13 protein-coding genes and 1 pseudogene are annotated in these 14,692 nt (G+C 66.9%); 4 read left to right on the top strand and 10 right to left on the bottom strand.

The genetic code is table 11. From position 1 onward, the window contains the following. The first annotated feature begins 372 nt into the window (after positions 1 to 372). Both gluQRS and FCN77_RS24870 read left to right on the top strand, forming a co-directional pair. Positions 373 to 1,269 carry a tRNA glutamyl-Q(34) synthetase GluQRS gene (gluQRS, locus tag FCN77_RS24875; protein ID WP_137324428.1) on the top strand — a complete coding sequence of 299 codons (897 nt, stop codon included), beginning with the start codon at positions 373 to 375 and terminating at the stop codon, positions 1,267 to 1,269. Positions 1,270 to 1,278: 9 nt separating this feature from the next. Then, on the top strand, positions 1,279 to 1,884 hold the full coding sequence (locus FCN77_RS24870) for an HD domain-containing protein (protein ID WP_137324427.1): 606 nt from the start codon (positions 1,279 to 1,281) through the stop codon (positions 1,882 to 1,884). Here FCN77_RS24870 and FCN77_RS27275 read toward each other — a convergent pair. The 10 genes and pseudogenes from FCN77_RS27275 to FCN77_RS24825 form a co-directional block, all read right to left on the bottom strand. Beyond that, complete coding sequence (locus FCN77_RS27275) at positions 1,881 to 2,036, bottom strand: hypothetical protein (RefSeq protein ID WP_254678748.1); 156 nt, start codon at positions 2,034 to 2,036, stop codon at positions 1,881 to 1,883. The two genes, FCN77_RS24870 and FCN77_RS27275, sit on opposite strands and share 4 nt — an antisense overlap. Next, entirely contained in the window at positions 2,012 to 3,391 is a 1,380-nt protein-coding gene (locus tag FCN77_RS24865; RefSeq protein ID WP_254678747.1) for a carboxylesterase/lipase family protein, read from the bottom strand. Before FCN77_RS24865 ends, FCN77_RS27275 begins: the two co-directional genes overlap by 25 nt. A gap of 147 nt (positions 3,392 to 3,538) precedes the next feature. Then, positions 3,539 to 4,780 (bottom strand): low temperature requirement protein A, encoded by a 1,242-nt coding sequence (locus tag FCN77_RS24860; RefSeq protein WP_137324426.1) that lies wholly within the window; start codon positions 4,778 to 4,780, stop codon positions 3,539 to 3,541. Between the two features lie 44 nt (positions 4,781 to 4,824). Next, the gene (locus FCN77_RS24855; RefSeq protein ID WP_137324425.1) at positions 4,825 to 5,460 is read right to left on the bottom strand and encodes a hypothetical protein; all 636 of its coding nucleotides are present in this window, start codon (positions 5,458 to 5,460) and stop codon (positions 4,825 to 4,827) included. A gap of 14 nt (positions 5,461 to 5,474) precedes the next feature. Next, positions 5,475 to 6,791: an ATP-binding protein gene (locus FCN77_RS24850; RefSeq protein WP_137324424.1), complete on the bottom strand. Its 1,317-nt coding sequence runs from the start codon at positions 6,789 to 6,791 to the stop codon at positions 5,475 to 5,477. Positions 6,792 to 6,953: 162 nt separating this feature from the next. Beyond that, a complete protein-coding gene (locus FCN77_RS24845) occupies positions 6,954 to 7,901 on the bottom strand; it encodes an L-lactate dehydrogenase (protein ID WP_137324423.1) in 948 nt (315 codons plus the stop codon). A gap of 191 nt (positions 7,902 to 8,092) precedes the next feature. After that, the gene (locus FCN77_RS24840; RefSeq protein WP_175417390.1) at positions 8,093 to 9,643 is read right to left on the bottom strand and encodes an amino acid permease; all 1,551 of its coding nucleotides are present in this window, start codon (positions 9,641 to 9,643) and stop codon (positions 8,093 to 8,095) included. 108 nt (positions 9,644 to 9,751) lie between these two features. Next, a pseudogene (locus FCN77_RS24835) lies at positions 9,752 to 11,172 on the bottom strand (aspartate ammonia-lyase). Between the two features lie 7 nt (positions 11,173 to 11,179). Continuing rightward, positions 11,180 to 12,244 carry an asparaginase gene (locus FCN77_RS24830; protein ID WP_137324422.1) on the bottom strand — a complete coding sequence of 355 codons (1,065 nt, stop codon included), beginning with the start codon at positions 12,242 to 12,244 and terminating at the stop codon, positions 11,180 to 11,182. A 33-nt stretch (positions 12,245 to 12,277) separates the two neighbouring features. Continuing rightward, the gene (locus tag FCN77_RS24825) at positions 12,278 to 12,973 is read right to left on the bottom strand and encodes a FadR/GntR family transcriptional regulator (RefSeq protein ID WP_137324421.1); all 696 of its coding nucleotides are present in this window, start codon (positions 12,971 to 12,973) and stop codon (positions 12,278 to 12,280) included. A gap of 165 nt (positions 12,974 to 13,138) precedes the next feature. Here FCN77_RS24825 and FCN77_RS24820 point away from each other — a divergent pair, with 165 nt between their 5' ends. Together FCN77_RS24820 and FCN77_RS24815 are read left to right on the top strand one after the other, a co-directional pair. Continuing rightward, entirely contained in the window at positions 13,139 to 13,417 is a 279-nt protein-coding gene (locus FCN77_RS24820; RefSeq protein ID WP_137324420.1) for a type II toxin-antitoxin system Y4mF family antitoxin, read from the top strand. Then, on the top strand, positions 13,414 to 14,643 hold the full coding sequence (locus tag FCN77_RS24815; protein ID WP_137324419.1) for a type II toxin-antitoxin system HipA family toxin: 1,230 nt from the start codon (positions 13,414 to 13,416) through the stop codon (positions 14,641 to 14,643). The genes FCN77_RS24820 and FCN77_RS24815 overlap by 4 nt, the downstream gene beginning before the upstream one ends. Positions 14,644 to 14,692: the final 49 nt, after the last annotated feature.

Genomic DNA, 14,692 nt, shown 5'->3' with positions numbered 1-14,692 from the left:
GATCAGATTGACCAGGGAAGCAGTTGCTCGTTGCGCCTACTGTATGGCTTCTGCTCAAATAGTGGCAACAAGGGACGCAGGCTACCGCCGGATCCCGCAGGCTACAGGGACCCCGGCACACCACCCGGACCCTGGACCACGCATCCCGCAAGGATGCCGCCGCTGATTGACACTTGTTCACGCATCGTCATTCCGCAAAGCAGTGCAAGGGGTCCGGAGCCACGCTCGCGGACCCGGCACGGCAAGAGCCCTGAGCCACCGACCCCCGATCACCCGGAGAGTTCGGTAGCTGAGGGGCTCTTGTGTTTGGCCCTTTAGTGGTGTTTCGCGCGTGGTTGCTGAACGCCGTGCTGCCCGGCCTAGGCTGGTGCCATGACATCAGCCGGCCGCTTCGCCCCGAGCCCTTCCGGCGAACTCCACGTGGGGAACCTTCGGACGGCGATCCTCGCGTGGCTGTTCGCCCGCTCCACGCGCAGGCAGTTCCTGATGCGCGTCGAGGACCTGGACCGGGCCCGGGCTGGCGCTGAGGCGGAGCAGCTCCGCGATCTGGCAGCCATTGGCGTTACCTGGGACGGCGCCGTTGTGCGCCAGACCGAGCGGGAGCCGCTGTATGCGGCGGCGATCAGCCGGCTGGCCACCGCGGGGCTCACGTATGAGTGTTTCTGCACGCGGCGTGAAATCCAGGAAGCACCGTCCGCGCCGCACGCCCCGCAGGGTGCGTACCCCGGCACTTGCCGGAACCTGGACCCTGCTGAACTGGAATTCAAGCGGACCATCCGGCCGGCAGCCATCCGGCTCCGCGCGGGCGTTGCTGACTGGACCGTGGAGGACATTCTGCACGGCACCTACACGGGCGTGGTGGACGACTTCGTGCTGCGCCGCAATGACGGGGTGACTGCCTACAACCTGGCCGTGGTGGTGGACGACGCAGCGCAGGGGATCGACCAGGTGGTCCGGGGGGACGATCTCCTCCCGTCCACGCCGCGGCAGGCCTATTTGGCTTCCCTGCTGCATATTCCCGTACCGGAATATGCCCATGTGCCGCTTGTGGTGAATTCCGACGGCGCCCGGCTGGCCAAGCGGGACGGTGCCGTGACGCTGGCGGACCTGGCGGCGGCCGGGCTGGATGCTGACCGTGTCCGGGACACCATCCTTGAGTCGCTGGGGCTGCCGGCCGGACCGCTGCAGCGGGCCCTTGCGCACTTTCATCCCTCGGCGCTGCCCCGGGAGCCGTGGGTGTGGCCCGGTGTGCCGGACGCAGGCGCGTAGGCTGGAACCATGCCAGAAACAGGAACCACGGACGCAAGCGTCCCCCAGCCACGATTCACTGTTGAGACGGCCAAGGTCCTCGCCGAAGTTGCCCACAACCGCCAGAAGGACAAGCTCAAGCGGCCGTACCGCGATCATGTTCTCGCCGTCGGCGATGCCCTGGCGGATTTCGACGACGACATCCGGATCGCAGGCTACCTGCACGATATTGCCGAGGACACCCCCATCACGCGGCAGGCGCTGCTGGACATGGGCGTCTCCGAGCGCGCCGTGGACATCATTGAGCGCGTCACCAAGCGGCTGCACGACGACCCGGACGACTATCAGGCCGGTATCCGGTTTATCGCCGAGGACCACGACGCCACCCTGGTCAAGATCGCGGACAACGCCCACAACTCCCTTCCCGAGCGCGTCAAGGCCCTGGCCGAAAAGTGGCCGGACAAGCCGCCGGTCACGCGCTACGACGAGGCCCGGCCGGTGCTCTATGACGCCGTACCGGTGGAGGAAGTCCGGATGATCCTGGCCCGGGTGAATCCCTGGCTGCTGGAGGAACTGGATGACCGCCTGGACGAGGCGGACGACACCGACTACGAGAACCTCTCCTACGAGTCCTAGCGGACGCCCTTCCAGAGGTCCCGTTCCCATGCCCGGGGGTCGTAAACGACGCCTGAACCGGTATTGAACAGCATGGTGGTCCGGCGCTCGAGATCGTAGCCCGGCCAGCCGGGATCGCCCGTAGAGGCTAAGGAAATCCACGCGGCGTGCATGGCGTCAGCCAGTTCCTGAGGCGGGTCCGTTCCGAGCAGCGGTCCGAACAATCTGGAATCTTTGTCCAGGGTGTCGAAAACGAACGGCACTTCCAGGGCGTGGACTGCGCCGAGGCCGGGGCGGCCCAGGCAAACTCGTACATGTACGTGCGCGCCGGTGTCGTCGACGCTGCCTTCGCGTGGGCATCCGCCAGGCGGATCGCCGGCATCCGCACCCACCAGTCGGTTTCCACGGCGGCGAGCAGCTCGCCAGGAGAACTGCCCGGATAGTGGGAGCGGTACTCGTCGAGCGCCGTCCCGGCGGGGAGGCCGTACACACCAATCGGCGGGAAGCCGTCGACGCTGTGGGACTCCGCCAGGTCCTGCTCCGTGACCTTGGCGATCACGCCCGTTATGGCCAGGAACAGTTTCCAGTCCTCAGTATTGGTGCCCACCATGAGGTCCACCGTCGCGCTGGCGCCGGCACGAATCCGGTCAATGGGGCGCCGGGGAATGACATCACCGTCGATAGAAGGCTGCCAGAGCATCATGCTCGTCGCTGCCTCGTGTCCCCAGAGCTCGGGGTTCGGGTGGGCACGGAAATCTGCCTGCAGTTCCGCCTGCGCCTCGAGGAAACGCGGGACGGGAACGCCTGCCATTGCCTCCCGGGTTTGCGGCACCCCAAGCTTCTCGGCAAGGGACCGGCCGATACGGTGGGCGCTCTGGGCGGGGAGCACATGGTGGGCGGCCCCGCTCTGTAGGATGGCCCGCCGGAACAACCCTTCGGCGCGGGGCATCGAGAGGAGAACTCCGATGCTCATGGCACCTGCCGACTGGCCAAACACGGTGACGTTGCCGGGATCACCGCCGAAGGCTGTGATGTTCTCGCGGACCCAGCGCAGGGCCGCGACCTGGTCGAGGAGACCGACGTTGGCCTGCCCGTCGCCAAGGTCCAGGAACCCGTCGGCGCCTACCCGCCAGTTGATCACCACACAGACGACGCCGTCCCTGGCAAAATTCCTGCCGTTGTACGCCGCCGTGGAGCCGATTTCGAAAGCGCCGCCCTGAATCCAGACCATCACCGGAAGCCCGGTGCTGCCGGGGTCGGGTGTCCAGACGTTCAGGTTCAGGCAGTCCTCTCCGGCCAGTGCCGTGTCCCACTCCGTGCCCGCACTTTCCGGCGGCGACACCTGGGGAGGGGAGGCTCCGTAGCTCGTCGCGTCGCGGACTCCGCTCCAAGGCTGGACGGGCTGCGGCGGGAGGAGCCGATTCTGGCCTGACGTTGGCGCCGCGTATGGAATGCCCAGGAAACCGTGCACGCCGTCGGCAACGCTCCCGCGCAGCAGGCCGTGCGCGGTCTTGACGACAGTGTTCATGCCTACTACCTTCACGGTCGAGGATTTCCGGCCACAGTGTCACCTTGGCACCCCACCGTGGTGCGGTTGAAGGGCCGAAGGTCACCCCCTGGAGAGCGAGCCTGACGAGACCGCGGCAGCGGCGGGCACCCGGCCGGACGGGGCCTGTTAGGCTCCGGCTTTCAGCTGCTCGAGCGCTGCGTTCATCCGTTCGGTGCCGCGCTTCTCATCAATGACAATGGAAACGGCCAGCGCGAGCACGATCACCAGCAGGCAGACGGGCACCGAGACCCCGGCGGCGGCTAGTCCCACGCTGCCTGCCAGCGCGGCCAGGACGCCGGCTGCCACGGCAATGACGGTGCGGTCCACGCAGATCATCATGCTGAACAGCCACGTCAGGGACGCCTTGAAAATGGCCACGGGCACGGCGATGCTGGCCACGGCCACGGCGGCGCTGATGTGCGCCTCATGGTCGATGTAAAAGGCCGCCACATGGAGTCCGGCGCCTGTCGCGGCGATGGCGGCGAAGATGGGGATGTGCCCGTAGCCGAAGAAGAACGAGCGGTGCCGCTGGAGGTGCAGGGCCTGGCCGGCGGGAAGGATGAAGTAGATCCACCACATGCCGAACGCCAGCGCCGTTCCGCCGAAACCCACCAGCGCAGCATCGACGCTCCAGCCATGGTTGGCCACGATGGCGCGGAGGGTTTCGATCGCGCCGATCAGGCATTCGCCAAGGGCAATGATGGCCAGAAGCCCGTAGCGTTCGGCGATGTGGTGCGCGTGCCACGGGGTCCGCATGGAGCGCTCGGCGACGTAGGGCGTGGCCATTTCCAGCACGTAGAGCGGCACGGTCATCAGGATGGTCGTCAACAGGTCGGCCTGAATTATCAGCACCGCAATCCAGCCGAGCTGCACCGTACCCAGGTAGACCGCGTAGCGCAGGCAGGTCTGCCGGCGGGCCGGGTCCTGCCGCGCCGCGCGCAGCCACTGGAACACCAGGGCAAGTCGCATGATTACGTAGCCGCCCACGATCACGGCGTTGTCCACATGGTCGCCGTCCACCAACGAGTGGAACAGCGGCTCGATGCCCATGGCCAGAATGAGCACACCAACCAGTTGGACCAGGGTGACCACGCGGAACACCCAGTCGTCGGTGTCGTAGGCGCTGGCGAACCAGGTGAAGTTGATCCAGGCCCAGATCACGGCGAACATCGCGTAGGAGAAACCCAGCAGGCCGGCACCGAAGTGGGCTTCCGCGATCTCGTGGGCGAACTGGCTTCCCGCCACGCCGAAGGCAATCACAAACGTCAGGTCGAAGAACAGCTCCAGCGGGGTGGCTGCCCGGTGTTGCTCATGCGGGTCGCGGCCGCCCATGCGGGCCATCGCATGCCGGAGGGGATTGTTGGACATGGCTCAAAGAGTACCGCCGGGAGTCGCGGCAGCTCCAGCGCCGCTCAGGAACGCAGGGCGGCCCGGACCGGCGCCACCGCCCGAGCCCGCCACAACAGGCCGATATACACAAGGTCGAAGATGCTGCAGAGGGCGCCGACGCCCAGGACCAGCGGCGAGTTTCCGAACCAGCCGAACACGATGGTGGGCGCCAGCGTACCGATCCATTTGGCCACGGCAATCAGCAGGGACTGGCCCCGGGTGCCGCCGCGGGCAGCGAACATGGCGATGAAAAGCCCGGACATCAGCAGGTTCTGCAGGAAGGCCGAGTAGCGCGACGCAGCCTCCCAATCGAATTCCGCCACGAACAGCAGCTGCACGGCGAAGGACGCGACGCCCAGTAGGAGGGCCCAGCCCAGGAAGAGCTTACGCGTCACCCAGGCCGGGAGCTCTGACCGTCCGAACCTGAAGAACGTGTACAGGATGACGACGTCCGCCAGTGCCCACACGATGTTGATGACGCCCTGCACGGACAGCGCTGTGACCGCCGAGCGCGTCGCGTAGATGCTCTCCCAGGCGAAGTTGAGGCCCAGCGCGGCCGCGGGGATTGCATAGCTCCGGTCCCTGAACCCGATCCGGATCGCGTCGATGTAAACGGCCGTCCAGGCGATGCCGCTGACCACAGTGAGGAACAGGACCATCGGACTACCTGGGCTTACACACGTCCCAGTGAGTCGATGTCCTCCAGGAACAGCTCGTGGACCTCTTTGCTCACCGTGGTCCGCGTGTCCGCGATCGCGTCGAGGTAATCCTGTGTGGCCGGACCCTTCCGGACAGCTTCGCGGACGGAGACATCGCCCCCGGAGGCCAGCCCGCCGTCGTCGTACACTGCCTTTTCCAGGGCGCGCTGGGAGGCGCTCCGGGCCGCATACTCAATGTCCGCGGGGGAGAAGCCCTCGGTGCGGTCCACCAGCAGCTCGACGTCCACGTCGTCCACCACGGTGGCCGGGATGAAGCGTTCCCACATGGCGCGGCGGGCCTCGGCATCGGGGAGCCCGATGGGGATCACGTAGTCGAAGCGGCCGTGCCGCAGGAAGGCGGTGTCCAGCGCGCGGATGAAGTTGGTGGCGCACACCAGCAGCCGGCCGGGCTGCTCCCGGAAGGCGGGGATGATTTTGAGGAGCTCGTTGGTGACGCCCTGCAGTGGCGACGGCGGTTCGCCTGAACGCTGGGATGCAATCTCCTCCACCTCGTCTATGAACACAACGGCATGTTCCAGTTCGGCGATTTCCAGGAAGGTTTCGCGGAGCGCGCCGGCCAGGCCCTTGGGATCGGCGGCGAGCCTGGAGGGGAATACTTCCACGAACGGCCATTCGAGGCGGGACGCGATGGCCTTCGCAAACGTCGTTTTGCCGGTGCCGGGAGGACCAAAGAGGACGACGGCGCGCGGCGGCACCACGCCGAACTCATCCGCAAGGTCCGCTTCGGCCAGGGGGAGCACCAGCCGGCGTTCCAGCAGTTCCTTCTCGCTGCGCATGCCGGCCACGTTCTCCCAGAGATCGCGGGCCAGGATGCGGCCGCCGAGGAGGCCCAGGGGCTCGAGTTCCTGGCGCTGCACGGGGATGGTGCGTTCGAAGTACCGGAGGTTCTTTTTGAGCACGAAACCGCGGCTCAGGAATGCCTCCACGCGGGTTTCGGACTCCGGCATCAGCGCGGACAGCTTGTTCAGCCCGTGCGGGGCCATCCGGTTTTCGACGGCGGCCAGCAGTGAGGTGCCGATGCCGCGGCCGCGGTATTCGGGGAGGGTGGCCAGGAAGACGATCCAACCCTGGTCGTGCGCGGCGCGGCCGACGGCGGCGCCCACCACCTGCTCGCCCTGCACGGCCACCACGGCGTGGTCCTTTTCGCAGGAGGCCAGGACTTCGGAGAGCGCGTAGACGGGCTCCACGTTGCTGGCCTTGAGCGATTCCCAGAGGTGCAGGATGCCGTCAAGATCGGCCGAATGGAAATCCCTGATCCGCCAGGTGGTCATGTGCGCTTCTCCTGTGGTGGTTCGTCGTTGAGCCAGCGTGAACTTCTCTGCTGAGCATATGCGAACCCGCACCCGCCGGGGGTTGCGGCGGCGTTGCATTACGCCGTCGCAACCGGGACCAAGGGATAGCAGCGAGGCGAGGCTTGCTTCCTTGCTTGCAGCCTAGATTCCCAACGTACTCATCGTGTTCCGCAGAGTTTCAGCCGAATGCTGCAGGGCAGCCAGTTCACCGTCGTCCATGGGCGTGTGAAGGACGCGGTGCACGCCCCCGCGCCCCACGATGCTGGGAAGGGACAACGCCACGCCGGAGATTCCGTAGGGGCCGTCCAGGACGGTGGAAACGGGCAGCACGGCGTTCTCGTCCCGGAGCAGGGCTTCCACGATCCGCGCGCCGGAGAGGCCGATGGCGTAGTTCGTGGCCCCTTTGCCGGCGATGACTTTGTAGGCCGCCTGCGTCACTTCACGGGCCGTTTCGGCGAGGTAATCCGCGGTGAAGACCTGTTCGCCGTCGGCTTCCCAGTCACGGATGGGGATGGGCCCGATGGTGGCGCCGGACCACACCGGAAACTCCGTGTCGCCGTGCTCGCCCACCATGCTGGCATGGACGCTGGCCACGGAGACGCCGGCGCGGCGGGCCAGCAGCCACCGCAGCCGCGACGTGTCCAGCACGGTGCCGGAGGAGAAAACGCGTCCCGGCGACAGCCCGGAGATCTGTTGCGCTGCAACAGTGAGCACGTCGCAGGGGTTGGTGACCAGGACATAGACGGCGTCCGGGGCATGCTGGAGCAGCTGAGGCATAAGCTGCTCCAGGATGCGGACGTTCGTGCCCGCCAGGTCCAGGCGCGTTTGGCCCGGCGCCTGCTTAGCTCCGGCAGTGATCACCACGACGTCGGCGCCCGCGGTCACGGCGATGTCGCCGCCGCCCGTGACGGTGGCGGCCGCCGCGGCGAACTGGGTGCCGTGGGCGAGGTCCAGGACCTCGGCCTCCGCCTTGAGGGCGTTGACGTCGAACAAGGCGATGTTGCTTGCCGAACCCCGGATCAGGGCGGCGTAGGCCAGCGAGGTGCCCACGCTTCCGGCTCCCACCACGGCAAGTTTGGATCCTGACATGAGCTACCTCTTCCCCGGCCCCGGAGCTCCAGAACCCGCGCTGATGGTGCAACCGTCCGCAATGGCTTCATGCTACCGATTTAGGGCTGGCCGTGCACCAGCGCGAACGGACACTTGCTGCCCTTGAATCCGAAGATTTCGGGGCTGCAAGTGTCCGTTCACGCTATGGGGACTGTTGGCTGCAGGGAGGGCTAGCTTTTGTCCTTCGCGCCCGGTCCCGGGCGGTTGGCTACCAGCGGGTACGGGCCGGTGAAGCCGTCACGGACCGCGGCGAGCTCCAGGACACGTTCCCGGCAGAGGCGCCAGCCCAGCATCAGCGCCGGGATGACCACCAGCAGTGAAGCGATGGTCCAGGTGCCCACGGGGGAGTCGAAGGCCATGAGGACCAGCACCGCCAGCAGGAAGGCCAGCGTGATCCAGCCGGTCACCGGGGCGCCGGGCATCCGGAACGCCGGGCGGAGGAGTTCACCGCGCTTGGCCAGCCGCGCCAGCTGCATCTGGCACATCACAATCACGGCCCAGGTGCTGATGATGCCCAACGAGGCGACGTTCAGGACGATCTCGAAGGCTTCCGCGGGAACGAGGGCGTTGAGCACCACGCCGAAGACGGCCACCGCAGCAGTCAGTGCGATGCCGCCGTAGGGGACGCCGGCCTTGTTCATGCGGGCGGCGAACTTGGGGGCGGAACCGGTGACGGACATGGAGCGCATGATGCGGCCTGTGGAGTACAGGCCGGCGTTGAGCGAGGACAGCGCCGCGGTGAGGACCACCAGGTTCATAATGGCGTCCACGCCTTCGACCCCGATGGAGCCGAAGAAGGTGACGAACGGGCTTTCGCCGGCCTTGTACGAGGTGTACGGCAGGAGCAGGGAAAGCAGCACCAGGGAACCGACGTAGAACACCGCGATACGGACGATCACCGTGTTGATGGCCTTGGGCATGATCTTTTCCGGGTTCTCGGTTTCACCGGCTGCGGTGCCGATCAGCTCGATAGAAGCGTAGGCGAACACCACGCCCTGCATCACCACAATGGCCGGAAGCAGCCCGTTGGGGAACATGCCGCCGTTGTCCGCGATCAGGCTGAACCCCACCTGCTGGCCGTCCACCGGCGTGCCGAAGATGACGAAGTAGATGCCCACCACAAGGAAGGTCACCAGCGCCACCACCTTGATGAGGGCGAACCAGAACTCGAGCTCACCGAACACCTTGACGGAGATCAGGTTGAGGCCGAGCACCAGGATCAGGGCCGTCAGTGCCCAGACCCACTGGGGAACATCCGCAATGGGTGCCCAGTATTTCTTGAAGAAGTTCATGTAAAGCGCGACGGCGGTGATGTCCACGATTGCGGTCATCGCCCAGTTCAGCCAGTACAGCCAGCCGGTGACGAAGGCGGCCTTCTCGCCAAAGAACTCACGGGCGTAGGAGACGAACGATCCCGAGGAGGGGCGGTGCATCACCAGTTCGCCGAGGGCGCGCAGGATCATGAAGGCAAAGAACCCGCACACCGCGTAGCTGATGACGAGGGCGGGCCCGGCACTGGCAAGACGGCCGCCGGCACCCATAAAGAGCCCGGTGCCGATCGCGCCGCCGATGGCGATCATCTGGACCTGCCGGGGCTTGAGCCCCTTGTGGTAGCCCTCGTCCTCGCGGTGGAGGGTGGCTTCGGAGGCGTGCGCGTGCGCCGGAATGGTGTGGTCAGTGACGACACGCTTTTGGGCAGTGTCCTGTTGGGGCTGTGTCATGGGAGTCCTTTGGTTTCCTGTTGGGGAGGAGCCGGAGGTGCTTCGGTGGGTGGGGCTGCAACCGCTGGGTTCCCTAGCCGGGCTTGCGGGGTTAGGGAGCGGTTGGGATTATTTGCTGAGGTTGGCCAGGCGTTCGGGGCTGAGGAGTTCCTGGAGTTGTTCGTCGGTGAGGAGGCCGTGTTCGAGGACGAGTTCAGCGACGCCCTTGCCGGTGGCGAGGGCTTCCTGGGCGATGGCGGTGGCGGTGGTGTAGCCCAGGTGGGGGTTCAGGGCGGTGACCAGGCCGATGGATTGTTCCACGGTGAGGCGGAGGTGTTCGGTGTTGGCGGTGATGCCCCGGATGCAGCGTGCCGTGAGGGTGCGGCAGGCGGCTTCGAGGTGGGAGATGCTCTTGTGGAGGCTGTGGACGATGATGGGTTCGAAGGCGTTGAGCTGGAGTTGCCCGGCTTCGGCGGCCATGGTGATGGTCACGTCGTTGCCGATCACTTCGTAGGCGACCTGGGAGACGACTTCGGGGATGACCGGGTTGATCTTGCCGGGCATGATGGAGGATCCGGACTGCACGGCGGGCAGGTTGATCTCGCCGAATCCGGCGCGGGGCCGGAGGAGAGCAGGCGCAGGTCGTTGCAGATTTTGGAGAGTTTCACGGCGACGCGTTTGAGGACGCCGGAGAGGTGCACGAACGCGCCGACGTCCTGGGTGGCTTCGATGAGGTCGATGGCGGTGACCAGGGGCAGGCCGGTGATTTCGGCCAGGTGCCGGCAGGCGGTGTCGGCGTAGCCGGCCGGGGCGTTCAGGCTGGTGCCGATGGCGGTGGCGCCGAGGTTGATTTCGTGGATGAGCAGGTCCGCTTCGGCGAGCCGGAGCCGGTCTTCGCCGATGGTGACGGCGTAGGTGCCGAATTCCTGGCCCAGGGTCATGGGGACGGCGTCCTGTAACTGGGTGCGGCCCATTTTGACGACGGTGCGGAACTCCACGGCCTTGGCCGCGCACGCTTCTTCGAGTTCGGCCAGCGCGGCGAGGAGTTCCCGAACGGCGAAGATCGTCGCGAGGTTCACGGCGGTGGGGTAGACGTCGTTGGTGGACTGGGAGAGGTTGACGTGGTCGTTGGGGTGCAGGCGGGCGTAGTCGCCTTTGGGGTGGCCGAGGATTTCCAGGGCGCGGTTGGCGATGACCTCGTTGGCGTTCATGTTCGAGGACGTCCCCGCACCGCCCTGGATCACGTCCACGACGAACTGCTCGGCCAGGTGTCCGTTCATCACGTCGGTGCAGGCGGCTTCGATGGCGTCCGCGCGTTCGGGGTCCAGGAGTCCGAGTTCGCGGTTGGTGCGGGCGGCGGCGAGTTTCACGGCGGCGAGGCCGCGGACCAGATGCATGTTGGTGGACAGCGGCTGGCCGGTGATGGGGAAGTTCTCCACGGCGCGGAGCGTGTGCACGCCCCAGTACGCGGTGGCCGGGACGTCCCGGTCACCGAGGAGATCGTGCTCGGAACGGAAAGCGGCCGGGGCGGTATCGGCAATGGTGGTCATGGGGTCCTCACAGGGCTTCGGTGACGGGCGTGGACAAGAAATCGGTGGCCTGCAGCAGGCCCACGGGCCGTCCCCCGCCGAGGACAACGCCGGTGGCGATGCCCGCGAGCGGTGCGGTGTCGACGTCGAGCGCTTCCAGCGCACGGACGGTGACGGGCATGCGGGCGCGGTCCCCGCCGTCGGAAATCTTCACTGCCACGGCGCGGCCGTCCGGAAGCCCCACCAGCTGCACGCCTTCGAAGCCGTCCTTGGCCAGGAGCCCGGGGGAGAGGCGCATCAGTTCGGTGACATCGCGGCCTACGCCGGCAACCATTTCGGGGTGCTGCATCATGGCGCGGCCGACGGCGGCTTCCGTGCTTTCCGGGTCGGTCACCACAGCGGTGGCTAGGCGTCCGAACGCGCGGGCCATGCCGCGGAGGGTGAGGGCGAACAGGGGAGTCCCGCAGCCGTCGGTGCTGGTGCGCTCCGGTGCTTCGCCCGTGAGGTTCCGGACGGTGGTGGCCACGAGCTGCTGCAGAGGATGTTCCGGATCAAGGTAGCCGCTTACGGGCCAGCCGTTGATGACGCAGGTTGCGGCCATCGCAGCGTGCTTGCCGGAGCAGTTCTGGGTCAGCTGGGTGGCGGTTCCGCCGTTGCGGAGCCAGGCGTCCCGCTCGTCGGTGCCGTACGGGAGGTCCGTGCTGTTTCCCAGGGCATCGGCCGTCAGTCCGTGCATTTCGAGGATGCGGAGCGCGCCGTCGCGGTGCATTGCGGCTCCGGAGTGGCTGGCCGCGGTGAGGGCCAGGAGATCGGCGGGGAGCTCAAGGCCGGCGCTGACCATGGCGACGGCCTGCAGGGGTTTGAGGGAGGACCGCGGGTAGAAAGGGGCCAGCGGGTCGCCTGCGGAGAGCAGGGTGCGGAGCCCGTCGTCAGCGGTTTCGTCCGGGGCCGTAGCGATTACGGAGCCGTAGTGGATGCTTTCCACGAGCCCGTCGCGGGTCTGCACGGCCAAAGCGGCGTGCTGCGGCAGGGCCATGACATCCGGAGTATGAACCGGAGTCTGGGCATGGACGGGCAAGGCTGGGGAGAGCATGGGGTCCTTGTGATTGGTGTCGGTTGCTGGGAGCTACTGGCTGAGGATTGATTCGAGGGCCAGGCCTACGGCATGCAGGTGGTCCTGCATGGCGGCCCGGGCCTCGGCGGCGTTGCCCGTTTCGATAGCGGCCAGGATCCGCTGGTGTTCCTGGTCCGAGGCGTGCTGGCGGTCTGCCACCATGTTGAGCGTTTCGGACTGGTAGGCCAGGGCGTCGCGGATGTCGGAGACGACGTTCTCGAACACCTTGTTGCGGCTGGCCCGGGCGATGGCTGCGTGGAAGCTCGAGTCGAGGCCTACCCAGGCCTCGGGATCGTCCTCGGTGGACATGGCAGCAACGATGTCCCGCAACGCCTCAAGTTCCTCCGGGGTGCGCCGTTCGGCGGCGAGGCCGGCGGCGGGAACTTCGATGTGCGGGCGGGCCTCGGTCAGGTCCAGGGCGGAATACTGGCCGAGCACCAGGTCCTTGGCAACCCGGTCGGCCACGACGAACGTGCCGCGGCCGGTTTTGGTCATGGTCAGGCCGAGGGCGTTGCAGGAGCGCAATGCCTCACGGACCACGGAACGGCTCACCCCGTACTGCTGGGCGAGGGTGGCTTCGGAGCTCAGCTTGGCGCCGACCCCGAGCTTGCCGGATTCGATATCCGTGCGGAGGACGTTGAAGACGGCTTCGGCCGCGCTAAGGCGGGCGAGGGGCTGTCCTGCTGTCCGGCTGTCTGACAGGTTCACACTTCAAATATGGCACGGGTCACACGGGCTGTCAATTGTGATTCCGGTCGCGGGTGCTGAATCCGGCACGTTCGTTCCGAAATTGCCCTATACGGGTTCGCGAGCCACTCAATAGAATGGAATCCAGCAGAAAACGGTACGTTCGTGCCTATCGGGAGGTTCATTTTGACGGAAACGTTCACCGACGGGCTCGCGGCAGAGGTCCGGGCCCGGCGTGCGGCCCTCCGGCTGACCCAGCACGAGCTGGCCCAGCTCGCCGGAGTGTCCGAGCGCTTCGTCCGCTTCGTGGAACAGGGGAAGCGCAGCGTGCAGCTGGACTCGCTCCTGGCGCTGCTTGAGACGCTCGGGCTGGAGCTTCAGCTGACCCGGCGGACGCGCGCCGCGGCCCGCGCCATCGACGGACACCGGGCCACAAACCAACCCCTGCCAGGGGACCAGCCATGAGGCACCGCGTCGCCGATGTCTACAAGGCCGGCGTGCTGGCTGCTCGGCTCGAAAGGCATGAGGGCGGCACCAGGTTCAGCTACCTGCCGGCGTACCTGGCAGCGGGAGGTCCCGCCGTCGCCAGTTCCCTGCCTCTAACAGCCGAACCCGTGCTGTCCGCGGCGGGTGCCGCGCCGCCCTACTTTACGGGGCTGCTGCCGGAGGGCAGGCGGCTGAACGCGCTGCGCCGTTCGGTGAAGACCAGCGTGGACGACGAACTCTCACTGCTCATCGCGGCGGGCGCCAACCCGGTGGGAAATGTGCAGATCGTGGGGCACGGCGAACCGCTGGACCCGGACGAGCACGCCGTCGAGCTGAACCCCAGGGCACCGGTCGATTTCGATGCGCTGCTCGGCGATTCCGGGCTGATCGACCCCGTTGCCCTGGCCGGCGTGCAGGACAAGTTGTCCGCCGGGATGATCTCCATGCCCGTGGCCAGTGCAGGCCGGCGCTACATCCTCAAGCTCAATGCGCCAGAGTTCCCGCATGTGGTGGAGAACGAGTTCGTGATGTTCCGGTATGCGGCCAGGCTGCGGCTTCCGCTGAGCAAGGTGCGGCTGATCCGGGACGTCGGCGGCCGGCCGGGGCTTCTGGTGGAGCGCTTCGACCGGATTCCGCTGGCTGGCGGCGTGCACGGCGCGGTGCAGCGGCTCGCTGTCGAGGACGGTGCGCAGGTGCTGCGGCTCTACCCGGCGGACAAGTACAACGTGGGCTACGGGCAGGTGTGCCATGCGCTGGCGGACTATTGCGCGGCGCCGCTGCCGGCGCTGCGGAACCTGGCCATCCAGGCCGCCTTCGCATGGCTGAGCGGGAACGGCGACCTTCATGCGAAGAACGTGTCCATGGTGCAGCAGCCGTCGGGGGAATGGTCCATCGCGCCCGTGTACGACATCCCCTCCACGGTGGTTTACGGCGACAAAACGCTCGCCCTCACGTTGGACGGCAAGCGGACCGGGATCTCGCGGAAGCATTTCCTGGCGTGGGCCACCGGCTTGGGGCTAGCGGAACGCGCGGCGTCGCAGGTGCTGGAGCTGGGACTGAAGGCGTCGGGTCCGCTGGTGGCGGATCTGGAAGCGGGAACGGCTTTTTCGGGAACGAACGACGACGGCGCCTCGCCGTTTTCGGCGATGGTCACCAGGTCCTGGCTCAAGGAACTCAAGCACCGACGCCGGCTGCTGGAAGCGTAAGGGAGGGCGCACGGCTATGGCTAGTCCCGGCGTCGGGCGTTACCTATGG

The sequence above is a fragment of the Arthrobacter sp. 24S4-2 genome (assembly GCF_005280255.1).
Lineage (GTDB): Bacteria > Actinomycetota > Actinomycetes > Actinomycetales > Micrococcaceae > Arthrobacter.
The sequence above is the reverse complement of the archived record's forward strand: the minus strand, read 5'-3'. Positions and strand labels throughout refer to the sequence as shown.